This window comes from Ruminococcus champanellensis 18P13 = JCM 17042 (assembly GCF_000210095.1).
Taxonomy (GTDB): Bacteria; Bacillota; Clostridia; order Oscillospirales; family Ruminococcaceae; genus Ruminococcus_F; species Ruminococcus_F champanellensis.
Genome location: NC_021039.1, coordinates 1,265,051 through 1,290,593, shown reverse-complemented (window position 1 = coordinate 1,290,593; position 25,543 = coordinate 1,265,051). Strand labels below are relative to the sequence as shown.

At 51.7% G+C, this 25,543-nt stretch carries 22 protein-coding genes and 2 tRNA genes; 8 read left to right on the top strand and 16 right to left on the bottom strand.

The genetic code is table 11. The annotated features are described in order from the left end of the window. Nucleotides 1-49: 49 nt before the first annotated feature. From RUM_RS05645 to RUM_RS05630, 4 genes are read right to left on the bottom strand one after another with little or no spacing between them, the layout of a single operon-like run. The gene (locus RUM_RS05645; RefSeq protein ID WP_015558227.1) at nt 50-1,426 is read right to left on the bottom strand and encodes a DUF4340 domain-containing protein; all 1,377 of its coding nucleotides are present in this window, start codon (nt 1,424-1,426) and stop codon (nt 50-52) included. Next, entirely contained in the window at nt 1,423-2,889 is a 1,467-nt protein-coding gene (locus tag RUM_RS05640) for a GldG family protein (protein WP_015558226.1), read from the bottom strand. The genes RUM_RS05645 and RUM_RS05640 overlap by 4 nt, the downstream gene beginning before the upstream one ends. Nucleotides 2,890-2,895: 6 nt before the next feature. Next, nucleotides 2,896-3,627 (bottom strand): ABC transporter permease, encoded by a 732-nt coding sequence (locus RUM_RS05635; RefSeq protein ID WP_015558225.1) that lies wholly within the window; start codon nt 3,625-3,627, stop codon nt 2,896-2,898. Between the two features lie 3 nt (nt 3,628-3,630). Then, nucleotides 3,631-4,677: an ABC transporter ATP-binding protein gene (locus RUM_RS05630; RefSeq protein WP_015558224.1), complete on the bottom strand. Its 1,047-nt coding sequence runs from the start codon at nt 4,675-4,677 to the stop codon at nt 3,631-3,633. A gap of 590 nt (nt 4,678-5,267) precedes the next feature. Between RUM_RS05630 and RUM_RS05625 the strand changes: the two genes are divergently transcribed. From RUM_RS05625 to RUM_RS12610, 5 genes are all read left to right on the top strand, one after another. Then, the gene (locus tag RUM_RS05625) at nt 5,268-7,688 is read left to right on the top strand and encodes a glycoside hydrolase family 48 protein (RefSeq protein WP_015558223.1); all 2,421 of its coding nucleotides are present in this window, start codon (nt 5,268-5,270) and stop codon (nt 7,686-7,688) included. Nucleotides 7,689-7,854: 166 nt separating this feature from the next. Continuing rightward, on the top strand, nt 7,855-9,219 hold the full coding sequence (locus RUM_RS05620; RefSeq protein WP_015558222.1) for a citrate/2-methylcitrate synthase: 1,365 nt from the start codon (nt 7,855-7,857) through the stop codon (nt 9,217-9,219). Nucleotides 9,220-9,318: 99 nt separating this feature from the next. After that, nucleotides 9,319-10,185, top strand: a complete 867-nt coding sequence (locus tag RUM_RS05615) for a prephenate dehydrogenase (RefSeq protein WP_015558221.1) — start codon at nt 9,319-9,321, stop codon at nt 10,183-10,185. 1 nt (nt 10,186) lies between these two features. After that, nucleotides 10,187-11,338, top strand: a complete 1,152-nt coding sequence (locus RUM_RS05610) for a TolB family protein (RefSeq protein ID WP_015558220.1) — start codon at nt 10,187-10,189, stop codon at nt 11,336-11,338. Between the two features lie 10 nt (nt 11,339-11,348). Then, a complete protein-coding gene (locus RUM_RS12610) occupies nt 11,349-11,495 on the top strand; it encodes a hypothetical protein (RefSeq protein WP_015558219.1) in 147 nt (48 codons plus the stop codon). An 81-nt stretch (nt 11,496-11,576) separates the two neighbouring features. Here RUM_RS12610 and RUM_RS05605 read toward each other — a convergent pair whose 3' ends face one another. The 8 genes from RUM_RS05605 to RUM_RS05570 all read right to left on the bottom strand — a co-directional run bounded on the left by RUM_RS05605 (nt 11,577) and on the right by RUM_RS05570 (nt 21,247). After that, nucleotides 11,577-13,841 (bottom strand): ABC transporter permease, encoded by a 2,265-nt coding sequence (locus RUM_RS05605; protein ID WP_015558218.1) that lies wholly within the window; start codon nt 13,839-13,841, stop codon nt 11,577-11,579. Between the two features lie 12 nt (nt 13,842-13,853). Further along, complete coding sequence (locus RUM_RS05600) at nt 13,854-14,552, bottom strand: ABC transporter ATP-binding protein (protein WP_015558217.1); 699 nt, start codon at nt 14,550-14,552, stop codon at nt 13,854-13,856. 148 nt (nt 14,553-14,700) lie between these two features. Then, nucleotides 14,701-15,108, bottom strand: a complete 408-nt coding sequence (locus tag RUM_RS05595) for a flavodoxin (RefSeq protein WP_015558216.1) — start codon at nt 15,106-15,108, stop codon at nt 14,701-14,703. A gap of 10 nt (nt 15,109-15,118) precedes the next feature. Next, nucleotides 15,119-15,691 carry a DUF3793 family protein gene (locus RUM_RS05590; RefSeq protein WP_015558215.1) on the bottom strand — a complete coding sequence of 191 codons (573 nt, stop codon included), beginning with the start codon at nt 15,689-15,691 and terminating at the stop codon, nt 15,119-15,121. A 173-nt stretch (nt 15,692-15,864) separates the two neighbouring features. Continuing rightward, entirely contained in the window at nt 15,865-17,715 is a 1,851-nt protein-coding gene (gene glgB, locus RUM_RS05585; protein ID WP_049775511.1) for a 1,4-alpha-glucan branching protein GlgB, read from the bottom strand. Between the two features lie 60 nt (nt 17,716-17,775). Then, entirely contained in the window at nt 17,776-18,675 is a 900-nt protein-coding gene (locus RUM_RS05580; protein ID WP_015558213.1) for a carbohydrate ABC transporter permease, read from the bottom strand. After that, nucleotides 18,672-19,643, bottom strand: a complete 972-nt coding sequence (locus RUM_RS05575) for a carbohydrate ABC transporter permease (RefSeq protein WP_242821778.1) — start codon at nt 19,641-19,643, stop codon at nt 18,672-18,674. Before RUM_RS05575 ends, RUM_RS05580 begins: the two co-directional genes overlap by 4 nt. Nucleotides 19,644-19,813: 170 nt before the next feature. Continuing rightward, the gene (locus tag RUM_RS05570) at nt 19,814-21,247 is read right to left on the bottom strand and encodes an ABC transporter substrate-binding protein (protein ID WP_015558211.1); all 1,434 of its coding nucleotides are present in this window, start codon (nt 21,245-21,247) and stop codon (nt 19,814-19,816) included. A 420-nt stretch (nt 21,248-21,667) separates the two neighbouring features. On the opposite strand from RUM_RS05570, the gene RUM_RS12035 reads away from it, so the two are divergent. Beyond that, entirely contained in the window at nt 21,668-21,994 is a 327-nt protein-coding gene (locus RUM_RS12035; protein ID WP_015558210.1) for a hypothetical protein, read from the top strand. Here the strand turns inward: RUM_RS12035 and RUM_RS05560 are convergent. The 3 genes from RUM_RS05560 to RUM_RS05550 all read right to left on the bottom strand — a co-directional run bounded on the left by RUM_RS05560 (nt 21,991) and on the right by RUM_RS05550 (nt 23,164). After that, nucleotides 21,991-22,731, bottom strand: coding sequence for a helix-hairpin-helix domain-containing protein (locus RUM_RS05560; RefSeq protein WP_015558209.1), 741 nt, complete (start codon nt 22,729-22,731; stop codon nt 21,991-21,993). The genes RUM_RS12035 and RUM_RS05560 overlap by 4 nt on opposite strands. Before the next feature lie 232 nt (nt 22,732-22,963). Beyond that, a tRNA-Trp gene (locus RUM_RS05555) sits at nt 22,964-23,039 on the bottom strand. Between the two features lie 48 nt (nt 23,040-23,087). Further along, a tRNA-Ile gene (locus RUM_RS05550) sits at nt 23,088-23,164 on the bottom strand. A gap of 69 nt (nt 23,165-23,233) precedes the next feature. Between RUM_RS05550 and RUM_RS05545 the strand changes: the two genes are divergently transcribed. Further along, complete coding sequence (locus tag RUM_RS05545) at nt 23,234-23,941, top strand: ABC transporter permease (protein WP_041326624.1); 708 nt, start codon at nt 23,234-23,236, stop codon at nt 23,939-23,941. A 101-nt stretch (nt 23,942-24,042) separates the two neighbouring features. Here RUM_RS05545 and RUM_RS05540 read toward each other — a convergent pair whose 3' ends face one another. After that, nucleotides 24,043-24,360 carry a helix-turn-helix domain-containing protein gene (locus RUM_RS05540; RefSeq protein WP_049775510.1) on the bottom strand — a complete coding sequence of 106 codons (318 nt, stop codon included), beginning with the start codon at nt 24,358-24,360 and terminating at the stop codon, nt 24,043-24,045. 630 nt (nt 24,361-24,990) lie between these two features. Between RUM_RS05540 and RUM_RS05535 the strand changes: the two genes are divergently transcribed. Next, complete coding sequence (locus RUM_RS05535; RefSeq protein ID WP_175577006.1) at nt 24,991-25,434, top strand: hypothetical protein; 444 nt, start codon at nt 24,991-24,993, stop codon at nt 25,432-25,434. Nucleotides 25,435-25,543 lie beyond the last annotated feature (109 nt).

The following is a 25,543-nucleotide window of genomic DNA, read 5'->3' as shown; positions in this document are numbered from 1 at the left end:
GAAGAAAACACCGCACAAAGCCAGAATCCGGCTCCGTGCGGTGCTATTTTTATTTGCTTGCTTCCTGAATCTTCTTTTGCAGGGTCTCATAACTGGAGATGATTCCGCCGGTCACATTCAAAATCTTCTTCCGGGTCATAAAGTTGGTATAGGTGCCGTTTTTCATGATCCAGTAGGTGGTATCCGATGCGGGGATCAATTCCACCCGGTTCACCTCGCCGCTTTGGAGCGTATAGGTGAAGCTGATCGCCGCTTCTCCCTCCGGCTTGGCATCCGGATCTACCTGGGACAGACCCATGGTTGCCACTGCCTGGTAGAAGTTCTGGAATGCCTGGGTCACCTCGTCCCCCATATCGCTGATGTCCACCCCGTTGCAGCTATATTTCTTGTTCAGGGTATCCAGCTCCAGCGTCGCCTGCACATCGTTGCAGTCCACAACCAGCTGCTTGACCGTGGAAGCATCCGGGTTGTACACATAGGGGTACGCCACGCTCAGCAGGTCATCATCCAGGAAGTTCAGCGCAGCCTTAGTCATGTAGAAGACCTGTCCGCTCTCCTGGAACATGCCGTAAATGGACACCTCGTTTTCTGCATTGGAAACCATCTTCCCCAGCAGGATCGTTGTCTCCTTGGCATCCGTCTTTGCGTGAATCCGGTAGCTGGGCTGGTCCAGTCCATACTGGCTCAGATCGCTGGGATTATTGTCCACAAAGGCAGTTGCAGTGGCACGCACAAAGGTATCCAGGATCTCGTTGATGTTGGAGGTATAGCCCTGCCACTGGATGGGCTGGTTGATGATCCACTGCATAGCTGCATCATGGGTCATGCTGTAGATCAGCTTGCCGTCCCGCTCCAGGGAGAATTCCGTGATCTCCGTGCTGTATGCATCCAGCAGATACCGGTTTTTCAACGTGTTCTTATTTGCCCGGAACACAGAGCCGGAGGTGTAGTCAATGGTATACACCGTGGTGGTACCCGGCAGCATTGCATAATAGGATTCATTGGTGGGTGTCGGATTGCCCACAAGCAGCTGATAGCTGTCCCCGGAATCAGTCACCGCCGTCAGCTTCACCGGATCAGACAGCCCGTAGGGGGAAAGATCCGTTACATCCTTGGCAATGGTTTTCACGGAGTTGAGATTGCACATATAGGAGCAGATAGCGGACACCGTATAGGGATTGGCAGTGAACTCGTCCCCGTCCAGCACCCAGGTCTGATTCTGGAACAGGAACCGGAAGGTACCTTCCTCATTTTTCACCGTCAGAGAGGCGGTGGCATCCCCGTCAAAGGAAATCAGACTCACCGGAGCCTCCTGTTCCTGCTTCTGCTTGGTCTTTTCCGCATTTTTCAGCCGCAGCGCCAGGTACCCGCCGGTCAGCAGCACCACTGCCCCTGCCAGCAATGCGATGATCTTGCCCTGCTTCATGAATTGCGCCTCCTTGCCCAGACTACAATGCCGATGGCTGCGATCACCAGAGGTGCAGCACCAAACACATACAGGATGGAGTTGGCTTCTGCCTCGCTGTTGAGGAGCATGTAATCATAGGTCTTTTCCTTGTCCGCAATGCTCATATCAATGTCACTGTTGTACATCCAGGTAATGGTGGACAGGAACAGGAAGGTGGGCACAGTCAGATACTCAGAGGAAACGTATTCATCCGAAATAAAGCTAGCGTCCCCGAATACTACGATCTTGGAATCGTTCCGGGTGGGATCCATGGCATACTCCGCCAGGATCATTTCCTGCCCCTTGGTTTCCTCCGGATCCTCATCAGTGCCGCCGTAAATCTCTCCAACAGCGGTATTGTTGGAAACCATCAGGGTGCCCAGGGTCAGCTCGGAATAGTTGGCGCCGAATACAGAATATAAGCTCCGGCAGTTGCGCATATAGGGAACCAGGGCGCTGTTCTGCAAACCGGAGGTCATATCCGGCTGATCCTCATCCGCCGGGGAAACCAGATTCACCATAAAGGTGTAGGGATCGTTGGAGATATGCTGGGAGGAATCCGTCTCATACACCCGGTCATAGCGCATTGCCAGACAGTACTCCAGCATCAGATCCTCAATGTTTTTGTACTTGACCTTTTCCGGATTGGGGGACATCAGAAAGCTGATGTTGCCGCCCTTATCCAGGAATGCCTGAAGTTTTTCCTTTTCTGCGGCTGTAATGTCCGTGGTGGGTGCAGCAATCAGCACGATGGCACAATCCTCCGGCACTGCATCAGCGGTCATCAGATTCAGATCAGCGGAAGTGTAGTTGTAATTTGCCAGGTTGGTGCAAAGCCGGGAGTAGCCCTCCTTGCCCAATTCCCCGTGACCGGTCAGGAAGTATACCCCGGGCATGGTGCCCTCGGACACGGTCTTGATGGCGCCGGTGATGTAGTTTTCACCCCGGAAGTATGCGGCAGTCACTTCTCCCGCATCGTTGTATTCATACTGATAGATCATCTTGCCGGGGATCCGCTTGACCATGTCCCCGCACTTGACCAGGAAGTCGCCCTCGGTCAGATTGAAGGTGCCGTCCGGATTCAGCTCGGTGAGCTTCTGGGGCTCCGTTTCCGGATCAAAGGTGATGAGATTGATGTTTTCATAGCTGTCATACTGGAGCAGCGCCCGGTACAGTGCGGAAGTCTCCGGCTCATCGGCGATTTTCTCCAACGGCTCCAGCAGGTAAATATCCACCGGCTTGTCCAGGGAATCCAGCAGATTTGTGGTGGCATCCGTCAGGGTATACAGCTTGTTGGGCGTCAGATCCCAGTTTACGTCCATCTGCTCCGCCAGCAGATTCAGCGGAATGGTCACTGCCAGTACCAGCAGCGCCATGACCCATGCCATCAGGGTATACTTTTTATTCTTCTGTGCATTTACATTGCTTTTTTTCAGTTCCATCGTCCATTACCCCCTGCTCCAGCGTCTTTTCTGAATCGCAATGCCCGTCCACGCCAGGAACAGTACGATCATGGAAATGTAGAAGATCAGATCCGACAAGCGGAACAGACCCTGTGAGAACATCACAAAGCGCTCCTCTGTGGAGAGCCAGTTCAGCACGGTGGAAACCACCGGCAGGTTGGAGAACAGTGCAGTGCTTGCCAGGTTATCCACAAAGATCAGCACGATCATGGCTGCTTCACCCAGCACTGCTGCAATGATGGGGTTGTCCGTCAGAGCAGACATGAAGATACCCACGGCGATGCACACCAGACCCCAGAAGTAGAAGCCGATGTAGCCGCACAGCAGGTTGGACCAGATCACGCCTCCGTGCAGGGCGGTTACGATGGGGAAAAACAGGGACAGGAGCATCATGCACAGGAACACGAACGCCACACCCAAAAACTTTGCCAGCACGATCTTGGTGATGGACAGCGGAGAGGACATAAGCAGAACCTCCGTGCCGCCCTTACGCTCCTCTGCGAAGGTACGCATGGTCAGCGCCGGAATCATAAAGATAAAGTAAAAGAAGTTGTTGTAGAAGATGTTCGGGAACGAGAATTTAAAGGTGTTGGAGGACAGATCCGAAATGCCGGTGATAAAGCTCAGGGAAAACACCAGCAGGAACAGCGCACCGATGATGTACGCAAAGGGGGAAAAGAAGTAGGACTGTACTTCCTTTTTAAATAATGAATACATAGCTTATTTCTCTCCTTCCGCCGGGGTCTTGTTTTCCCGCTCTGCCGCAGCTTTGCTTTCCTTCCGGTCCATATCCTCGCCGATCTCGTCGAAGATCTCCTCCAGGGACTTCTTGCCCGTATTCTGTGCGGTCAGCTTGAGGAATACCTCCTCCAGGCTCATCTTGGAGGTGTTGACGCTCACAACGGAGCAGTCCGCCTCGATGAGCTTTGCCAGGATCGCCTTGCGGACGCTGTCATCCCTGATCTCCACAGTAAAGGTATGGGTGCCGGTTTTGATGTACTCTGCGCTCTTGATGGCAACCACTCCGGGCACAGTCTGGATCAGCTGCTCCACCTTCGCCTTGTCCCCTTCTACTGTAATGGACAGGGACAGATTTGCCTGGATACTGTTCTCCAGGTTTTCGATGGTGTCGATGGCCTTGATCTCACCCTTGTTGATGATGACCACCCGTTCGCAGACAGCGCTGACCTCTGAGAGAATGTGGGAGCTGAATATAATAGTATGATCCTTCTTCAGATCCAGGATCAGCTGCCGCACCTGAGCAACCTGGGACGGATCCAGACCCACCGTCGGCTCGTCCAGGATCAGGATTTTGGGATTTCCCAGCAGCGCCTGGGCAAAGCCTACACGCTGCTTATAGCCCTTGGACAGGTTCCGGATCAGCCGGTGCTGCACATCCGTCAGCTTCAGCCGCTCCATAGCCTGGTCGATCTGGGCTTTCACGTCCTTCCGCTTGACTCCCTTGATCCCAGCCACGAACCGCAGATATTCCTTCACCCGCATATCCAGATACAGGGGCGGCAGCTCCGGCAGATAGCCGATGCGCTTTTTGACCTCCTCCGGCTGCTGGGCGATGTCAAAGCCGTCCACCACAACCGTTCCGGAGGAGGAGGGCAGATAGCCGGTGATCATATTCATGGTAGTGGACTTTCCCGCACCGTTTGGCCCCAGGAATCCAAGGATCTCTCCGTCCTCCACCGTAAAAGAAAGATTTTTTACCGCAGGTATATTGCCATAGAACCGTGTCAGGTTTTTGATTTCAACCATTCCAATTCCCCTTTCAAAATTGTCCATGCCGCAGGATGCCGGGTACGGGCATCGGGATGCAGCGTGGATTTTACCCGGCTGCAAGGCAAAAAAGCGGCAGAAACATTCTTAATTATTATCGCAAAAATATATGTACAGGTTATGAATATGCTGTAACCGAATCATGAATGTAAGGTAATTCTGACAATAATGCTGCAAAACCGTGCTTATTCTACAAGCATTTTGTGTTGATTTTGTGTAAACGGACTGAAGATTGCATGAAGTTGCAAAGCGGCTATACAAACTGTAATCAAGCAAGTGGCTCTCCGGGCAGTTCCAAAAGCAGTAAATAGCAAATTGCCCAAACGGCCAGATTAAAACTTATGCAAACCGCCAAAATCATTTTGCCGGGTTCCGCATTTTATGTAAAGGGTTGACAAAGCAGATTCCTTTGTACTATAATTTGAGTGTGATTCGAGCAGGGGCGTTTTGTGTACATATGCGCCATGCGCCAAGGAAAATCCGCATGCACTGGAGGGTACACAAGTTAAGAGAATGCGGTTTACACTGCAGGATCACGAAATCAAATTTTTGAGAGGGGAAAAGAAAACATGGTATTTAAGAAGTACAAAGCAGTTCTTGCTGCTGCACTTTCCGCTGCTGTTGTTTCCAGCTCCATGCTTCCGCTGGCTGCATCCGCTGCAGGCACCAGAACCAAGGATGAAGCATACGGCGACGAGACCTATGCACAGAGATTCCTGTCTCTGTACGATGACGTTGTAACCAAGGGTCAGGAAAACGGCTACTTGAGCAAGACCAATACCGCATCCGGCGGCTTCGGTGTTCCTTACCACGCTGTTGAAACCTGCATCGTTGAGGCTCCTGACTACGGTCACGAGACCACATCCGAGGCAATGTCCTACATCGTATGGATGGCTGCAATGAGAGACAACATTGCAAAGAACTCCGGCAGTGAGTACGGCGCAACCTACACCAATGACCTGGCTAAGGCTTGGAAGACAATGGAGGTTATGATTCCTACTACCCAGACTGGTTTCTGGAGCAAGTCTTCCCTGAGTTCACAGTATAATAAGGAAGTGCCGGATGATCCGAAAGCTTACCCGGTACAGGCTGAAACCTCCAACACAGGTTCCAACCCGATTCACAGCAAGTTCACCTCTGCATACTCCAGCGACAAGGGTCTGTACCTGATGCACTGGCTGGCAGACGTTGACGACTGGTACGGCTACGGTGGGGCATACGACAGCGGTTCCAAGACCCCGTCCACCACTGGTAAGTTCACCTTCATCAACACCTTCCAGAGAGGTAACTCCGAGTCCTGCTTTGAGACCGTACCGCATCCGTCCATCGAGACTCTGAAGTATGGTATGGCGAATCGTGGTATCAAGGGTATCTTCAACAACGATGCCAACGTTGCAGCACAGTGGTCCTACACCAACGCACCGGACGCAGAAAACCGTGCAATCCAGGCTATTTACGCAGCAAACAAGTGGGGCGTGGGCGACAGCTCCATTACCACACTTGCTGGTAAGATGGGTGACGAACTGCGTAACGACATGTTCGATAAGTACTACAAGGCAATCGGCTGTCAGAACAAGAACAGCCCCTCCACCGGTTATGACTCCTGCCACTACCTGATGGCATGGTACACTTCCTGGGGCGGCGCACAGGATGGCTCCTGGGCTTGGCAGATCGGCTGCAGCCACGCTCACCAGTTCTATCAGAGCCCGCTGGCAGCATACGCTCTGCTGTATGATACCGGCTTGAACTCTGCAATGAAGGCTGAGGGCGCTACCAAGGACTACACCACTTCTCTCCAGAGACAGCTGGAATTCTATCAGTGGCTCCAGTCTGCTGACGGTCCTTTCGCAGGCGGTGCAACCAACTGCTGGAACGGCGACTACATGACCTACACCTCCGGCGTACCCACATTCTATGATATGGCTTACGTTGAGCATCCTGTATATGCTGACCCGGGTTCCAACCACTGGATCGGTAACCAGGTATGGGCTACACAGCGTCTGGCTGAGCTGTACTACTATGTAAAGACTGACGGAGATGCATCCAAGGGTGCTGTAAAGCCCGGCGGTCTGACCATTGAAGATACACTGAGCAAGCTCCTCGACAGATGGGTCGCTTGGTTCATTGAGAATACTACTCTGACCGATGACGGCGATTACGCAATCCCGGCTACTCTGGATTGGTCCGGTCAGCCCGCTACATGGACTGGTACCTATAATGAGAACGCAAACTCTGGTCTGACCTGCACCATTACTGCAACCGGTAGCTCCGACTTGGGCTGTGTATCTTCTCTGGCTAACACCCTGATCTACTATGCAAAGGCCGTTGGCACAAAGTCCAGCGAGATCAGTGCTGATGCTACTTCTCTGGGCGGCAAGGCTCTGTACCTGGCACAGCAGCTCCTCGACAGAGAGTGGGAACTGGGCCGTGATGACATCGGTCTATCCAGAACCGAGACCAACGGAAGCCTTTCCAGAATGTTCAATGAGGAAGTTTGGATCCCCAGCAGCTACAACGGCAAGACTCCTTATGGCGATACTCTGGCTAACGGCGCTACATTCAGCAGCATCCGTTCCATGTATCTGCAGGATGAGAAGTACATGGAGCTGAAGAACGCTTTCGACTCCACTGGTTCTACTGAGTCTGTTGAGCTGAACTACCACAGATTCTGGCACGCAGGAGATATTCTGATGGCTCTGGGTACTATGTACCAGCTGTATCCGGAAGTAACTCCTGGTGGTTCCACACAGGGTGGGGACGACAACCTGTATGGCGACGTTGACTGCAACGGCAAGGTTGAGATCAACGACGTTGTGCTCCTGTCCCGTTATGTAGCACAGGATTCTACCATTCCGAATCCGCCGTCCGCACAGGGTCTGAAGAATGCAGACTGCAAGTACGATGGCACCATCGATGCTGATGACATCACTGCAATTGCACGTTACCTGGCTCACCTGATTGAACAGTCCGAGCTGGGTCCGCAGAAGTAATTCTGTTTTGAATTGAATCATCCAAACCGGTCAGTTTCTTCGGAAGCTGACCGGTTTTGTTCTATCATGCACAAGTTGTATGACAAAAGGTTGACAGTCTCCCCGGTTTTGGTGTATAATAAATAAATAAGCATCCGACACCAATGACAGAAGGAAGGGGAAAACAATGGGTAAGTATCAATCCATCGACCTGGACACAAAGATCAGCCAGCTGGTGAATCTTTGCGAAAAAAATTACAACATCGACCCGGCGCTTTATCAGAAATACGATGTAAAGCGGGGTCTGCGTGACATCAACGGACAGGGTGTGCGTGCGGGTCTAACCAATATCAGCAACGTCAGCGCCACCGCCATTGTAGACGGGGAAAGCGTGCCGGCACGGGGCAAGCTGTACTACCGGGGCATTGACGTGGAACAGATCGTCAAGGGCTTCAGTGAGGAAAACCGGTTTGGCTTTGAAGAAACCGTATACCTGCTGCTGTTTGGGGAGCTGCCCACCAAAGATGCCCTCCGGCAGTTTCAACAACTGTTGGTAGAAGCCCGTCCCCTGCCCACCACATTCACCCGGGACGTCATCATGAAATCCCCCAGTGACGATATGATGAATACACTGGCACGGAGCGTGCTGACGCTGTATTCCTATGATCCGAATCCCAACGATCTGAGCATTGCCAATGTGCTCAAGCAGTGCATCCGGCTGATCGCCCAGTTCCCGTCCCTGGCGGTATATGGGTACCAGGCATTTGAATATTACAAGAATGACGAAAGTCTGTTCCTGCACCACCCCAATCCGGAGCTTTCCACAGCGGAAAACATTCTCTATATGCTCCGGCCGGACAGCAAGTACTCGGATCTGGAGGCAAAGATCCTGGATCTTGCTCTGGTGCTGCATGCGGAACACGGTGGCGGCAACAACTCCTCCTTTACGGTGCATGTGGTTTCCTCCTCCGGTACGGACACCTACTCCGCCATTGCGGCTGCCCTTGGCTCCCTGAAGGGCCCCAAGCACGGCGGTGCCAACATCAAGGTGGTGCATATGTTTGACGACATGATGCAGACCCTGCCGGACTGGACGGATGAGGAGGCTGTCAAGAACTACCTGCGTGCTCTGCTGCACAAGGAGGCCTTTGACCGCGCCGGATTGATCTACGGCATGGGACATGCTGTATATTCCATTTCCGACCCCCGTGCCACCGTATTCAAGGGCTTCGTGGAAAAACTCAGTGAGGAAAAGGGCTACCAGAAGGAATTTGCTCTGTATAGTCTGGTGGAGCGGCTTGCACCCAGCGTGATTGCGGAGGAGCGCCGGATCTACAAGGGCGTCTGCGCCAACGTGGATTTCTACAGCGGTTTTGTATATCGGATGCTGGGACTTCCCTATGAGCTGTTTACGCCCATCTTCGCCATCTCCAGAATCGCTGGCTGGTCGGCGCATCGGCTGGAGGAGCTGATCAACGCAAACAAAATCATCCGCCCGGCATACAAGGCGGTCAAGGATGAGATCCCCTATCAGAAGCTGGAGGATCGTTAACAGGAAGGCAGGGGCTTCGGTTCCTGCCCTTTCTGGCAGCAGCATCGAGCGGCTTTGAACCGGCGCTGCATAAAACTACACAAATTGGGGGGGCAAACAATGGAACAAATGAAGGTTCTGGTGGTGGGGCTCGGTCTGATCGGCGGCTCCATGTGTAAAGCCATGCGCCGGTTTACCAATCACCTGGTGTATGGCTATGACACGGACGGGGCTGTGCTGGAACAGGCAGTGCGGGACGGTGCCATTCTGGAGGCAGTCCCCAAAAGCGGGTTTCATGAATTTGACTTGATTATGGTATGCCTGCATCCCCGGGCTGCCAAGGCATTTTTTGATGCACACATCCCGGATTTCCGGCCGGGCGCCATGCTCACAGACGTATGCGGCATCAAGGGAGCTTTGGTAGAGCATGTGACAGAACTGGCAGCGGAATATGGGCAGCGGTATGTGGGCATGCACCCCATGGCAGGCAAGGAACGATTCGGCTATCCCTTCTCGGAGGGCAGTCTGTTTCTGGGGGCAAACTGCATCATCACCCCCATCCCTCAGACCAGCAAGGCGGCTGTCTGCATTCTGGAACAGCTGGTGCATGACCTGGGCTTTGCACATATTGTGGAAACCACGCCGGAGGGGCACGATGCCATGATCGCTTACACCTCCCAGCTTGCCCATGTGGTGTCCAGCGCCTATGTGAAAAGCCCCACCCTGGAACAGGAGAACGGCTATTCCGGAGGCAGCTTTCAAGATATGACCCGGACTGCCACTCTGAACGAGGAAATGTGGGCGTCCCTGTTCCTGGAGAATCGCAAGCCCCTGCTGTTTGAACTGAATACCCTGATTGAAAACCTACAAGCGTACCGGGATGCCATTGACCGGGACGATTACACCACGCTGGTGGAGCTGCTGCGGGATGGACGGATCCGCAAAGAGCAGAATCTGCTGAGCCATGCCAAGGACAGGAGGGAATGACATGCGGATCGGATACATCGCTGAAAAACAACTCTATGTATGGGAGGACGGAAAGACAACTGCTCTGTCCAGCATTCGGTATCAGAACTACCTTGCCACCATGCAGAGCATTCACGATGCAAAGTCCTGGAAAACCAGTGGCACCGGTGCTATGTTTACCGGAGCTGTGGACAATGCGCCCGTGGATCCTGCACGGATCCACATGGGTTTGCACGGGCTCGTGCCGGATCCGGCAGGCATGCTGTATGCCGTAGAGCTGGACGAGGTAGGCGGCTTGTATCGCCGGGATCTGGATCCGGCAGCCAAGGCGGAAGGGCATGTGCTGACCCGGCAGAATCTGCACTTTGGCGGCATGGATCGGCGAGGTCAGCAGCTTGCCATGTGCATTGGAAGCGATCCCATGATGCTGCATCTGAGCATTCTGGATCTGGAGGACAACGAGGAAACGGATATTACCGATGGGGACACTACGGAGTGTCATCCCAGTTGGTCTCCGGACGGCAGCCGGATTCTGTGCAGCAGTGCCGGATACGCCCGTTCCGATTCTGGTGGCATCGTCAAGCTGGGGCCTTACGAGATCCTGGCATATGCGCCAGCCGCCGGGAGTCTGGATACCCTGTGCAGCAATCCGGCTTATGATTACCTGGTTCCCCGGGAGGCACCGGACGGTGCCCTGTACTGCATCCGACAGCCCTATGACGATGGGGAGAAGCGAGGCAATCTGCTGAAGGATATCGTGCTGTTCCCGGTTCGGATCGTAAAGGCCATCGGGGGACTGCTGAACTATTTCTCCATGCGGTACGGCGGTGAGCCGCTGCGGAGCAATTCCTCCCGCAGCGAAAAGGCAAAGCACAGAACGCCCCAGGAGATGTTCCTTGCGGAAAACATGCTGAAAGCGGAGGAGAACCGCAGACAAAATCAGCAGGCTGGGGACAAGTATCCGGGAATCTGTCCCCGGAACCGGGTACTGCTGCGGATTGATCCGGACGGAAAGGAAACCGTGCTGCGGCACGGGGTGCTGGATTACACCCTGCTGCCGGATGGACGCATTGTCTGCTCCAATGGCACGCATGTACTCCTGTTGGAGGGGGAACAGCAAACAGAACTGGCGAAAGCCAAGCTGGCACATGAATTGACTGTCCTGGAAACGTAAGGAGGAACACATGCATCAAACCATCAAATACCCGGCGCAGGCATCAAAAAGCACTTGGAAGCAGGCATTGGACGTGCTCTCCATTCTGGTGAATCTCACGATCATTGCCGTTTCTCTGCTGATCCTCCAGGAACTGCGGAAAAAACACCAGGACTAGGGCAGACTCTGTACGGTATTGCCTTCACGCAAAACGGGCACCAAGCGAAATGCTTGGTGCCCGTTTTTTACAAGGCGGTGATTATTCCACATTTTTGAGGGCTTCTCCCAGAGGCACGCCCTTGATGCTCCGGGTCTGGAGGTATGCCACCGCAAGGTAGCTGCACACGCCAAGCAGGAACATCTTCACGTACACCGTAAGTGGCACATAGTATGCGAACCAGCCGGAGTAATCCGAGAAGATATACACGCACACGGTTTTCATCAGGTATGCGCACAGAGGAATGGTCAGCAGCATGGAACTGATTACCACAAGGGAGGTGGTGGTAATGTACAGACTGTTGATCTCCCGGTTGCTGTAGCCCAGGATCTTGGTCATGGAAATGGACTGGGCATTCTTCTCCAGAATGATCTTGGACAGGAGATACACGATCAGCATGAACATAGCAACCCCGAACACCAGAAAGAGCACCATCATATTGCCCATGGACTGCTTCAGCTGCCGGGAGGTCTTGGTCATATCGTCCACTGTAATGGTGGTGGCAACGTACAGATCCTCAATGTCCGTAATCTTCTGGTTGGAAAAATAGCCATTAAAGGCATCCGCCGACTGGTCAAAGGTGCTGTGGAATGCACTTTGCTCCATAAATACGGCAATGCCGGCAGGATAATAATACACGCCCTTGATGGGAAAGCTGTATTCCTTGTCCCCGTATGCCTCCTTCACCCGAAGGGTATCTCCGGCGGAAAGCCCGAACTTTTCCGCATAGGCATTGGAGATCACCACGCCCCCGTCAAAGTTCAGATCCAGATAAGCGCTGTCCGGCACCACTCCGTAGGCGGTTACATCCTCGCTTTTCCGCTTATCATCCACCGTTTTCAGCGATGCAACACTGTACTTCTCTGCACCGGGTGTGTTGGTTTCCTGGGGCGCCTTCAGCACATACTGATACTGACAGATTAGATTGCTGGTGATCTCCTCCTGGTAGTGATCCAGCAGGGGGCCGAACATGAACCCGAACAGCAGCAGGAAATTGGCGAACAGTACGCCGATGATGATCGTCACATAGTTGGGCATGTTCTGGAAGATCACACGCAGCCGGAACCGCTTGAGAATGCCGATTTTCGTATTCAGCTTGAATGCCTTTTTCTTCTGCCGGCGTTTCAGATCCCGCCGCAGGAATTTCAGCGGCGAAAGGCTCATTTTGTTCACCAGCACCAGCAGATTGATGCAGAACATAAGGATCAGGGGCACCACTGTGGTCTTGACAAAAGCGTCCCCATTCCAGTGGGTCACATAGGTGGGCAAGCTGTAACTGCCGTAATACATATCCGCCATGTATTGCTTGAGCAGGGTATACCCCAGCACATTTCCCACAATGGCTGCCACCAGCATCACCAGCATGGGCATGGTCATGTAATGCCGCACCAGCTCGCCCCTTGTGTAGCCGGACGCCCGGAGGGTACCAATCACGTTGGCTTCCTTGGAAATGGTGTTGCTGGCAGTGATAGCAAAGACAAAGGCAATGATGAGGATCACCACATACAGGAACACGGTGATCATGGTATTGTCCCCCTTCAGATCTGAACCGGTGAAGATGATCGCCTGGTTGCTGTAGGCGGGGATAAAGCCGGTGACTGCATTCTGCTCCGCCGCTGCATCCGCTGCCAGCGTCTTCAGAAAGGCTTCGGACATTTCCTTTGCCTGGGAGTCGTCCGCCGGAGGATCGTCATAGATCCAGGCGTAGCTGTAGTGGAAATGGGCATCCCCCATGCTGTCAAAGCCCTCCTGGGTCATGATCGCCACGCCAAATTTGATGGAGTCGAACATCATGTCCGAGGGGCTGGCATACAGAGCGCTGTAATCCGACAGGGCAACCAGTCCGGTAATACGCAGGGACTTCTCCCCCACCGTCAGCGTATCCCCCACGGACAGGCTGTTGTTGTCCGCATACATCCGGTCAATGGCGATCTCATTCGTCCGCTCCGGCAATGCACCCTCCATCAGGCAAACCTTATCCACCTGTTCCCGATTGACAAAGATCCGCAGGGTGCTGTCCACCTGGGCGGTTTCACGCTCCAGGTAGAAATTCGGGTACACCGTCAGCTTCTCCCCGTTCAACCGCTCCAGCAGCGCATCATTTGCCTGGGCATACAGCTCAAAGTTGCCATCCTCAATGTTGTATTTGTCAAAGCTTTCATCGTAGGTAATGATCATGCTCCGGTTGGCAACCAGAAAGCCGGACACAATGGAAATCATACCCGCCAGGAACAGAAACAGCACAAGGTACTTGCCAATCTCGCTTTTCAGCTCCCGGGGCAGCCGCTTGTTCAGAGGATTTTTCATCAAACTCCCTCCTTACCATTCTAGCTCTGCCGCACTTGTCCGGTGCTCGTTCAGGTAATTCTTCCGGATCATGCCATCCCGCAGCTTGACCACCCGATCCGCCATCAGCTTAATGGCGTCATTGTGCGTCACCATGATCACCGTATTGCCGAATTTCCGGTTCACCTCTTCGATCAGCTTCAGAATCTCCTTGGAGGTGCTGTAATCCAATGCACCGGTCGGCTCATCACACAGCAGAATATCCGGATTCTTTACAATGGCTCTGCCGATGGCGGTACGCTGCTGCTGCCCGCCGGACAACTGATTGGGCAGCTTGTGCCGATGCTCATACAGTCCCAAAGTCTTGAGCAACTCATCCACATCCAGTGGATTGTCGCTGAGGTATGCCCCTACCTCCACATTTTCTTTGATATTCAGATTGGGAATCAGGTTGTACATCTGAAAAATGTACCCCAGATGCTTCCGGCGGTACAGGGTCAGCGCTTTTTCGTTCATCTCTGCGGTCTTTTCCCCATTGATGGAAATATAGCCGCTGTCCGCATTGTCAATGCCGCCGATGATATTCAACAGGGTGGACTTGCCGCTGCCGGATGGTCCCAGCAGAACACAAATCTCCCCCTTCGCAATTTCCAGGTCGATGCCTTTGAGTACCTCCACCCGGCTTTCGCCCTCGCCAAAATGCTTTTTGATTCCACGGATTTCAAGGAACATAATACCCCTCCTTCCAATTGGTTAGCTTTAGCTAACTACAAATAGCATACTCCAAAAGAAAGCATCTGTCAAGCCCTGACTGGTTTTTCATCCACATAAACAGAAAAGCCCGCATAAAAGCAGGCTTTTCTGTGAAATCTTATGGCACTTACTGGGCAAGCCTTGCGCCAAACGCCTTGCACTTTTCCAGATCCTCGTCGGAGGGCGCTTCATTTGCCATGAGTCCTTCCCCATCCAGCACCGTAGCGCCTGCCCCAGTCGCACGATCCACCCAGGAACGCATCCACTCTCCATCACCCCAGCCATAGGAGCCGAACAGACCCACGGTCTTGCCGCTCAGTTCACCTTCGATGGAGGCGAAAAAGGGCTCAAACTCGGTTTCCTCCAGTTCCTCAGCGCCCATTGCCGGGCAGCCCAATGCGATCCGATCATAATCAGCGATCTTGCCGGTAAACTCCGATACCTTAAACAGGTCAGCACCTGCGCCCTCAGCCACAGCCATGGCCATCTGTTCTGTGTTGCCGGTTCCGCTCCAATAAATCACTGCTGTCTTCATATGAAACCTCCTAAGAAATCTTCAGTGCGCGATAAATGTCCACGCCCTGGTTTAGCTTATTGCACAGGAATTTCCTGCACCGCTCATAATTCCGAAAGCTGCGCTGGGCCTGTTCCGGATCCCCGTATACCTTCCAACTGCCGCACAGCTTGTAATGCTCCCCCTTGTGGGCAATGAACCCTTCCACATCCTCCGTGGGATACCCCAGAAAGATGCCGATCTCGTGGGGAAATTCAACCGCCTGCCCCATGCGCTGGGCAAGCCGATCCAGATCCCGTTGGAGATCCGGTTCAGGGGCATAGCCATATCGTGCAAGGATTCTTCGGCGGCAGGGATCCGCCAGACTTGCCGACAGCAGCTTCTCGTTATAAACCAGAACCAGCATGCACCGCTGACAGCGGCACATCAGCCGGATCTTCAGTCCACGGCTCACTGCCTTGCGATTAAATCGGGCGCTTTGCCCTGCCACATCAAATTGATCCAACCGCAGGGAAACCAGATTTGCGCATTTGATTCCCAGCAGGGACGGGGCTGTATGGTAGGCAAGCTTTTGCTCAAATTGCCGGCACTCCTGTTTGGACATATGCACCCTCCTTTCAGTTAGCATAAGCTAACGTGCATGGTTTGAAAAAGCAGATCCAACTTCTGTGACAAGTTAGCATATGCTTACTGATAGAATCATAGCATACTCTGCATGATTTGTCAAGCCCCAAAAAGAAACATCCGGAGAATTTCTCCGGATGTTCGCAGCAATGTCTATTTTTTTGTCTTCACCTGTGACTGTTTGGGCGGGATCACTTCCAGAATGGACGCAGAAAAGGGTGCCAGCTTCACAGCAAACCGATAGCTCCGCCCTTTATGGGCTTTCTTCTCCGTTGTGATAACGCCCTCATTCACCATACCCTCACCGCTCCAGCAAAAAGCGTCGCTGTTCAGCACTTCCCGCATAGCGCAGGGGGCATCCACACCCACATAGAAGGGGGCATAGCTTCGGTCGGACAGATTCAGCACAGTGATCACAGTCTGCCCATTGGCGCTCCGGCGGTAGGCATATACACACGCCTCCGGTGCATCCACTTCCAGCCAGGAGAATGCGGTGGGATCGTACTCATTCATGTACAGCGCCGGCATGGTCTGATACAGCTGGCACAACCGGCGGAAATACTGGTGGAAGGAATCGTGGAGCGGGTATTTTTGCAGGAACCAGTCCACCTCCACCTTTTCGTCCCACTCCCGGAAATGCCCGATCTCATTGCCCATGAAGTTGAGTTTTTTGCCCGGATGGGTAAACATGTAGGCGTAAAGTGCCCGGCACTGGGGAAACTTCACCTGATAATTCCCCCACATTTTCTGCATGATGGTGGCTTTTCCATGCACCACCTCATCGTGGGAGAAGGGGAGTAAATACAACTCGCTGCTGAAATACATCATGGAAAAGGAAAGCTGGTGATATCTGGAACAGCGCTGAGCAGGCGGCATCCGGAAAAAATCCAGCGTATCGTTCATCCAGCCCATATCCCACTTGTAGTCAAAGCCCAGCCCGTCATAATGCACCGGAGCCGTCACCTTCAGGAAGTTGGTAGAATCCTCGGCGATCAGCATCACATTGGGAAACCGCTGCTTGATCTGGTAATTCAACTCCTTGAGAAACTGAACGCCCCCGATGTTGATGCCCCGGGACATATCCCCCTGCCAGTACAGCACGTTGCTGATGGCATCCATCCGCAGTCCGTCCACATGATAGTGCTCTAGCCAGAAGCATGCAGCAGAAATCAGAAAGCTGCGAACCGTTGGCTTGTAGTAATCGAAGTTACAGCTTCCCCACTGGCTGTAGGCGATATCCTGTTCCTCATACTCATAAAGAGGTGTGCCGTCAAAACGAATCAAGGAAAACTCATCAGTCACAAAGTGTACCGGCACGAAATCCAGGATGACCCCGATCCCGTTGGCATGACAAGCGTCTACAAACGCCATGAAATCCTGTGGGGTGCCGTAGCGTGAGGTAACAGCATAAAACCCACTGACCTGGTAGCCCCAGGATCCGTCGAAAGGATGCTCAGACAAGGGCAGCAGTTCCACATGCGTAAAGTGGTTTTCCTTCAGATAGGGGACCAGCTGCTTAGCAAGTTCCCGGTAATTGAGCCAGCCAAAGTCTTCCTTCTGATTTGGGTCGTGGGGCTTTTGCCGCCAGGAACCACAGTGAAGCTCATAGATATTCACGGGAATGTTGTACCCAATGTCCCGCTTGTGCATCCAGGCATCATCCGTAAAGTTGAATCCATCCAGCCGATTGATAATACTTGCTGTTTTCGGGCGCAGTTCCATCTGCACCCCGTATGGATCCGCCTTGTCCACGATTCTGCCGTCCGCCTGCTCGATCCGGAACTTATACATATCCCCAGGTGCCGCCCCAGGTGCATACAAAGCATAAAAGCCGGAAAAGTCATAATCCATGGGGATCGGCTCCCAGCCATTGTGACTGCATATAACCCATGCCCGCCTGGCCTTTGGCGCATAAACCCGGAACTGACAGCCATTTGAGTCGGGATGAGCACCGAAAAAGCGGTAAGCAGCGGTGGCATGTCCCTGCAAATAGTCGTGAATCATAAACTACCCCCAAATAAAAAAGCAGGGTATAATACATACCCTGCTTTCCAATGTGTGAAATTATTCCTTTACACCGCCGAGTGCTACGCCGGCAATGATGAACTTGGAGAGCGCCAGATAAACTGCGCAGACCGGAATAATGGACAGCATAATTGCGGTGTAGTTGACACCGTAGTCAGCAGTCTTATCGTTCGACATAACCGCACTTACCATCATCGGCAAAGTCTTCTGTTTCAGCTTACCGGAAATCAGAATCATGGAAGTGGTGTAATAGTCATTCCACTTAGAGATGAATGCGAAAATCGCCTGAACGGCAATTGCCGGCTTCATCATGGGAATTGCAATCTTGATAAAGGTCTTGAATTCGCCGCAGCCATCAATTCGAGCTGCTTCGACAATCTCAAGCGGGAAAGTGGACTTCAGCGATTGCCGCATGAAGAACACGATCGCCGGTGACGCAATGCCCGGAATAATCAACGGCCAGTATGTATCCTCCAGATCCAACTGAATCATGAACTGCAGGAAACCGGTGGATGTAACCTGAACCGGCACCATCATAACAGCCAGAATAAAGGTGAATGCAATGCCCTTTGCCTTGAAGTCATACACAACCAAACCGTATGCTGTCATGGCGGAGAAGAACACGATCAGAAAAGTGGAAGAGCCAGCCAAGAACAAGCTGTTCCGCAAACCGATCAGCGGGTCATATACCATGGCGTACAGATCATTGTTCAGCAATTCCTTGATATTACGGATCAAGGAGCTACCGGGAATGAGGGATACACCTTCTGTTGTAATCTGGGTTACATTCCGGGTAGAGTTGATGATCAGAATGTACAGAGGAAGCAGACAGATAACCGTCAACAAAAGCAGTACAATCACGATGATCGCAGACTTGATCCGGGTGTTTCTGGTATAGCTTGCTTCAGAGCTCTTGCCGTAAACTACTTTTTTACTCATAAATCAAGCCCTCCAAATCCCTTGTTTCTCATCTTTGCCTGCTTTTTCAGCTTCTTGAGCTTTTTCTTCCGTTCTGCTTCATCCTTATCCCGGTTGAAGTAGAATACAAAGATGCCCAGAATGCCTGTGATGAAGAACAGAATCACGGATGCAGCCGCAGAGTAGCCGTAACTCGGAGAATACGGAGTCTTATGGAACTTTTCATATACAAAGACTGCAGCAGTCTGAATATGCGGAACCAAAGTGTTGCCCGTATGCAGCAGATACGGAATATCAAACATCTGCAAACCACCGATCATGGAGGTAATCAAGGTGTAAACCATGATGGGACGCAGCAACGGCAAAGTTACCTTGCGGAAAATCTGGAAACTGTTTGCACCGTCGATATTCGCAGCCTCAAACAGAGACGGGTTGATACCCATGATACCGGACATAAGCATGATCATGGTGTTGCCGAACCACATCCAGGTCTGGATGAACATAACCAGGATTCTGGAGTTGGTCTTATCGGTAATAAACCGGATCGGCTCTACGATCATTTCTTTGCTCAGCAACAGGGAGTTGATTGCGCCGTATTTACCATCCCCGAACAGAACCAGGAACAGTGCGGATACGGATGCTGCGGTAATGATGTTCGGCATATACATGATAACCTTAAAAAATCCCTTTCCGGGAATTTTAAGCTTGGCATCTGTAAACCAAACGGCCAGCAGCAAAGACAGAATGATCTGGGGAACAAAGTTACCCAGCCAAATGATGATGGTGTTCTGGAAATAATTAAAGAATTCTTCGTGAATCGCCTGAGCGGGAATACTTGTTTCCGATCCGAACAAAATGTTCTGGAATTTCTTCAGCCCGACAAAGGTTTCAAGCGTTTTGCCGTTGCCGTAGAAGCTCAAGCGAAATGTGTTGATCAATGGCCAAAGCTGGAAAATGCAATAGACAATAAAAAAAGGTGCTATAAACATGTATCCATACTTGGCGTAACTGATGGATTTAATACTCTTCTGTGCAGCTGACGCCATACAGCACACCCTCTCAAAGATTATTTAACTACAATATAAATATATGCCAATAGAGCGCAATGCTCTATTGGCGATATATTCATTGTCTTTCTACTGTAAGACTCGCTGAGGGATTATTCCCAAGTCAGCTGCTCCGGCAGGTCAGAAGCAACCTTTGTCTTGAATGCCTTCAGAGCATCCTCAACAGAAGCGGTGTCGCCCTTCACGTAGCCGTTAACTGCATCGATGTAGTCGTTCTTGATGGTTGCGTCGTAAGGAGTGATCTTGCCATCCAGGTTGATGCCAGCAGCGACTTCAATCATGGTAGCAAACTGATCCTGACCATCAGCCAGCAGTGCGCTCTTGTTGGTCTTAGCGTCAACGATGGACTTCATAACGTTGTAGCTGTTTACGAACTCGCCCTTAAACTCAGCGTAGGTCTTCATGGTCTCTTCGTTGCTGCAGAAGAACTTTACAAACTTCTCAGCCAGCTCGCCGTTGTCAGCCTTCGGAGACAGACACAGCCAAGAACCGCCCCAAGCATATTCCTGCGGGCCCTTAACGAAGCCCCACTTGCCGAAGTTCTCGTTGTCCTTACCACCCTGCATCTTGCCGAAGGTAGAGGTGTCATCGCCGAAGCACCAAGAGCATACGAAGTAGCCGAAGGTGTCGCCGTTAGCACCCAGAGCGAACCAGCTGTCGCCCCACTGATCTTCACCAGATACATAGTTCTTGTCTCTCATTTCCTTAACCATGTTCATGAACTTGGTGCAGGAATCATCGATAGCCAGCTTGTTGTCCTTGTCAACCCAAGCCTGAGCTCTGTTGTAGGAGAATACCTGCCACAGACCACCGATGGTTGCGGTCATGTTCATCTTGCCCTCGGTCTTCTCAGAAATGGTCTTAGCGGACTCCATAAATGTATCCCAGTCCTTAACCTTTTCCTGCATCTCAGCGGGAGTAGAAGCACCCAGGTACTCCTTAGCCAGGTCAGCTCTGTAAGCAAAGCCGCCAGGAGTGGACTGCCAAGATGTGCCCTTCAGAACGCCCTTGGAATCGGTACCGATCTGCTTGATGTAATCGTAGTTGGTCTTGAAGTCATCGTCAGTCAGACCCAGGTTGGACAGAGGAGCAGATACTGCGTCATCGTTGATAAAGGTCATGATCCAGTCAGCCTCTGCGATGTACAGGTCAACGTCCTCATCGCCAGCGAAGTACTGGGTGTAGTTCTCAGCAGCGTCGCCGCCCTTTGTACCACACTGTACCCATGTGATATCAGAATCCTTGACATCAGAGTTGTTAGCCAGGAAGCAGTCCTTCATAGCCTTGATGTCATCACCGGTCCAGCACAGGATGGACAGAGTAGAGCCAGTGTTCGGAACCTTGTTCTCAGCCTTGGCCTCAGTCTTGCTGGAATCTCCAGTGCTGGAGTCGTCAACCTTGCTCTCAGTCTTGGAAGAGTTGTTAGCAGGTGCGCTGGAAGAGCTGTCATCGCCACAGCCAACAAATGCTGTTGTAGCCAGTGCCAGAGTAGCAACCAGTGCCAGGGTTCTCTTAAGCTTGTTCATTGTTCGTTTCCTCCTTAAAATTTCATTATATTACGGATTATAATATAATGCCATAACAAAACCGCTGTTATTTCCGCACAGAGTACTTCCGTCCGGCGATCTGCGCAGAGCAATGCTCTATCGTCAGACTGAACATAACGGCACACAAATACGGCGTGTTTTTGTAAGCTAAATATACCCTATAGCGCAGAAAAAGTCAATGCCTTATACCAATCCTTAATATTTTTTAGTCCACTTACACGAAAATCTCACGATTTTTTTGTGCATTATGTTCACAATTCTTTTGCGTTTTTCATTAAGTTACAAAACGGTTAAAATGAAATTACGGTGAAATCTTTGTGAAAAGTCAATCAATACGGCTTGCCAATTCTGTGAAAATCTGCTATACTGGATATATCTATTCAGAAAGGACGTATCCATATGACTTATTTTCCGTTTGCTGAACGGCGGGACACCTTTGCTTTTACCTGTACGCATATCCTGGACGGCGAGGGGGAGATCCGGCTGGTCACCCATCATTTCGACGATGGCAGCTATGAATTTCTCTGCGGCGAGGAGGGACACGCGGCTGCACATGCGGTGATCATCACCATCGGGGAGCTGTTGGATCTGGATCCATCCATCGCCCTTGTCAGCGACCTGCCTGTGGGCTGCTGCGCCATGCGGAAGGACAAGCAAAGTCCCTGGGAATTTTCCAAACTGGCGGACGAGGAGTGGTATCCTGCCAGTCAAGGACGCATGCCCTAATCCCGATGGTCTGACACCACCCCGTCATTGACCCCGGTCACATAAAAGCAGTCCAGCACAGACACGATCCAGTCGTGATCGAGGCTCTCGATCAACAGCAGCTCATAGGGATGGCTGTAATACTGGATCTTTGCACGCATGTCCAGGATGTCCGCTGCCGCCTGTTCCGTCATGCCCGGTACGGTGCGCAGCTGTTCCAGGGTCATCTGATTCATCTCCAGAAACGGCCGCTCCTGGATTGTGGTGACGGTAGTTACCTCCAGCTCCGGTTCCGGATCTGGCAGGGTGGTTTCCGGCGGCAAGCTCTGGGGAGACTTTTGTTCCCCTGGAATCACGAAAAGCTCCATAATCCGCTCCAACAGCCCATTCCCGATGCCCCGGATCTCCAGAAGCTGTTCCCGATAGGTAAAGCCGCCCAGCCGTGTTCTGACATCCAGGATCCGCTGGGCAAGGGTCTCCCCGATTCCCTCCACCGTGCAAAGATCGTCTGCCTGGGCGGTGTTAAGATCTGTATTCAAAACATGGGCAGTGGTTTCCATCTGCGTACAAGCAGTCGCAGTTGTCCGAGCGGGCTCTGTTGTCACGATGGCGGTGGTAGTGGTCAAGCCGGGCTGGGTGGACAGCACATAGGTCTGGATCTTGGGCGCTTCACCTGGACTGCTAAGGGCGTGGAGCAAGCTAAAGCAACCGCCCGCAGTCAGCATACAAACCATCACCGTTTCCGCCAAACGCCGCATACAGGTACCCCCTTCCCCCCCATATTTCGCCATGCTTCGCTTTTATCATAGCATACTTCCCAGTGCTTTGCAAGGTTCTTGCTAATAAATATAGTATATTTTATTTTTCAGCAGGGGGGTCGGAAGACTCAAAATCATTCTAATGAACAAAAAATCCCAAAGAACATCTTAAACTTATTATAACAAAAATGCTCTCAAACAACACATCAGCGTCATTTGAGAGCATTGAATTTGGCAGGGGCAGTAAGAATCGAACTCACGACACGCGGTTTTGGAGACCGCTGCTCTACCTGCTGAGCTATACCCCTATCAATAAATATTATATCATAGAAATGATGAGCTGTCAAGCGCAAATTTGGTGGGCCATTAGGGACTCGAACCCCAGACCAACCGGTTATGAGCCGGATGCTCTAACCAACTGAGCTAATGGCCCAAAACGAAAACATGCGCATATACAACAAACAGAAGTCAAAAGACTTCTGTTGCTGCACATAAAACGGAACTGAAGCTCAGCCTGCGGGACATGAATATGGTGATTTTCGCCATCATCATGCCACTTGTGATCTTTATCATCCTCGGCATCATTTACGGCACAAAGCCGGCCTATGACGGTGCGGACTATACATTCATGGAGCAGTCTTTCGGAGCCGTCAGCGCAGTTGCCATTTGTGCAAGCGGACTTATGGGCCTGCCGCTGGCAGTATCAGGCTTACGAGAGATGAAGATTCTCAAACGGCTGCGTGTTACGCCGGTCAGCCCGGTATTCATTCTGGGCGTTGAGCTGTCCATGTATATCGTCTACTGTACTGTGTCCCTTGCAACGCTGTCAGTTGCGGCGCTTTTGTGGGGCGTGCGGCTGCATGGATCGCTTCTCGCTTTCCTCGGAAGCTGGGCACTTACCATGCTCTCAACGCAATCCATCGGTATGCTGGCAGGCGGCGTAGCAAAGGACACCAAGCAGGCAAGCGTCATTGCCTCGATCCTCTATTTCCCCATGCTGATCTTTTCCGGCACAACGCTGCCGATTGAGGTTATGCCAAAGGCGATGCAGAAGATCGTCAGCGTTTTCCCGCTAACGCAGGGGCTTACGATGATGAAAAACACATTTTTAGGTGTCAGCACGGGAAGCATTCTGTTGCCGCTTTGTGTAATGATTGGAGTTGCCGCACTTTGCACCATTCTCGCCGTTCGCTTCTTCCGATGGGAATAAGGTGCCATATTAAACCGATTGTATAATAAGAGCCAGACGCTAAGACGCAGAGCCGATGACCTTTTCTCCAACTGAAAGGAGAATGGTTATCGGCTCTGTTTTTATTCCTTTTCTGTTTGGCTTTCCAATGCGGCTTTCACAGTTGCCCTAATGATTTTCAGAGAACGGTCATCGCAGCTGTAAAGCATATGGACGAGATCTTCTACTTCCGAATCTTTGACCGGCTTCTCTGGGTAAATGGCTAATTCCCGGACGATTTTCTTGAGAACTTCAAATGTTGGTACTTTGCCCTCGTTCTCGATCCTATATAAGTATCGCTCTGAAATTCCAACTCGTGCGGTCAGCTCCTCGACGGTCAAATCGGACTTGTCCCGTGCTGTTTTAATGATTTCTCCTAGCGTTTCAGGTCGTTTCTGCACTGTGCGTTCACCTCCATATATAATTATATGGATTTCGCTCATGCTGATAATAGCACGGCCGTTCAATTATTGGTGAACGCATAGTGCAAAAATGACTGAACTAAATACAAACACCGCCCCGCCAAATAAAAAAGAGGCTTTGACGGGGTTTAAAAACACGCCTATATCCCTCAGATCCGAGTTTTTGGATTGGAGGGATATTCGCTATGCAAAAGCATAGCGAATATCGAGAATGTGCCATTTCCTCGCCCCTTTGGGCAACCGGAAATGATGCACAAAAACTTCATGCGCCGCAAGCAGCGTATTATTACAGTACGGCATTCGCGCATGAAGTTTTATCATGCGTTGGACTCGGCGCTGTGCAGCTCTGCCCGTCAGAAGCCACCAATTTGATTCGCCTGCATAACGAATCTTCTACCCGGTGAGCCGTCAAAAAAATCCTTTTCCCGCCATCGGGATACTATGGATCGCTCACTGAACTGTCAGACCATTACAACTATGAATTAAGCGCACTTGCTTTGCAGGTGCGCTTTACTATATCTGCGCCTTTTGCGTGGCAGCGTTGGCTGCCGCAGCCCTCCGCCCGATTTGGATTTATCAAAAATTCAAATTGAAACGGAGGATAACGCTATGGATGGAAACCATCCGAAACGAAGAAAGGACAAATATAATCCCTATGCCATCGGCTCGACCGAGGACGGCCGCCATTGGCTGACCTTTTCGGACGGACAAGGCAATCGGCATCATTTTGAGATCAGTGCTGCCGTATTTGCGCTGTTTGATTCCTTTGAGTTGGACGATCTCTCTTATCTGAACGAGGTGGATCGCCATTATGAACAATCGGAGCTCACGGAGGCATCGTTGTACGACCGAGCCGTGCATCGTCCTGCAACAGTCGAAGAAAGTGCCTTGCAGAACATGGAATATGCCCCATATTCGTTTCCGCGATCTTCGCCATTCTGCGGCGACCAATATGCACAAACTGACAGTCGACTTTTACACCGTTGGAGAAATTTTAGGGCACACATTGAAGGGCATCGGGCTTTCACTTGGTATATCCACAAATATGGCTGATGTTACGACACGGTATGTGGATGTGCGTCTGGATCGAAAAAGAACTGTATTGGAAGCCTATCACAACGCCATGTTTCCCCGTGAGGCCGAACGCCTTGCTGCTAAAAAG

Excerpts from the sequence above, each read along its gene's own strand:
- RUM_RS05560 (WP_015558209.1), bottom strand. The coding sequence starts at position 22,731 with ATGCGGCGTTTGGCGGAAACGGTGATGGTTTGTATGCTGACTGCGGGC.
- RUM_RS05640 (WP_015558226.1), bottom strand. The coding sequence starts at position 2,889 with ATGGAACTGAAAAAAAGCAATGTAAATGCACAGAAGAATAAAAAGTAT.
- glgB (WP_049775511.1), bottom strand. The coding sequence starts at position 17,715 with ATGATTCACGACTATTTGCAGGGACATGCCACCGCTGCTTACCGCTTT.
- RUM_RS05630 (WP_015558224.1), bottom strand. The coding sequence starts at position 4,677 with ATGGTTGAAATCAAAAACCTGACACGGTTCTATGGCAATATACCTGCG.
- RUM_RS05590 (WP_015558215.1), bottom strand. The coding sequence starts at position 15,691 with ATGTCCAAACAGGAGTGCCGGCAATTTGAGCAAAAGCTTGCCTACCAT.
- RUM_RS05595 (WP_015558216.1), bottom strand. The coding sequence starts at position 15,108 with ATGAAGACAGCAGTGATTTATTGGAGCGGAACCGGCAACACAGAACAG.
- RUM_RS12035 (WP_015558210.1), top strand. The coding sequence starts at position 21,668 with ATGACTTATTTTCCGTTTGCTGAACGGCGGGACACCTTTGCTTTTACC.
- RUM_RS05600 (WP_015558217.1), bottom strand. The coding sequence starts at position 14,552 with ATGTTCCTTGAAATCCGTGGAATCAAAAAGCATTTTGGCGAGGGCGAA.
- RUM_RS05535 (WP_175577006.1), top strand. The coding sequence starts at position 24,991 with ATGGATGGAAACCATCCGAAACGAAGAAAGGACAAATATAATCCCTAT.
- RUM_RS05610 (WP_015558220.1), top strand. The coding sequence starts at position 10,187 with ATGCGGATCGGATACATCGCTGAAAAACAACTCTATGTATGGGAGGAC.
- RUM_RS05570 (WP_015558211.1), bottom strand. The coding sequence starts at position 21,247 with ATGAACAAGCTTAAGAGAACCCTGGCACTGGTTGCTACTCTGGCACTG.
- RUM_RS05620 (WP_015558222.1), top strand. The coding sequence starts at position 7,855 with ATGGGTAAGTATCAATCCATCGACCTGGACACAAAGATCAGCCAGCTG.
- RUM_RS05635 (WP_015558225.1), bottom strand. The coding sequence starts at position 3,627 with ATGTATTCATTATTTAAAAAGGAAGTACAGTCCTACTTCTTTTCCCCC.
- RUM_RS05625 (WP_015558223.1), top strand. The coding sequence starts at position 5,268 with ATGGTATTTAAGAAGTACAAAGCAGTTCTTGCTGCTGCACTTTCCGCT.
- RUM_RS05615 (WP_015558221.1), top strand. The coding sequence starts at position 9,319 with ATGGAACAAATGAAGGTTCTGGTGGTGGGGCTCGGTCTGATCGGCGGC.
- RUM_RS12610 (WP_015558219.1), top strand. The coding sequence starts at position 11,349 with ATGCATCAAACCATCAAATACCCGGCGCAGGCATCAAAAAGCACTTGG.
- RUM_RS05645 (WP_015558227.1), bottom strand. The coding sequence starts at position 1,426 with ATGAAGCAGGGCAAGATCATCGCATTGCTGGCAGGGGCAGTGGTGCTG.
- RUM_RS05575 (WP_242821778.1), bottom strand. The coding sequence starts at position 19,643 with ATGTTTATAGCACCTTTTTTTATTGTCTATTGCATTTTCCAGCTTTGG.
- RUM_RS05605 (WP_015558218.1), bottom strand. The coding sequence starts at position 13,841 with ATGAAAAATCCTCTGAACAAGCGGCTGCCCCGGGAGCTGAAAAGCGAG.
- RUM_RS05580 (WP_015558213.1), bottom strand. The coding sequence starts at position 18,675 with ATGAGTAAAAAAGTAGTTTACGGCAAGAGCTCTGAAGCAAGCTATACC.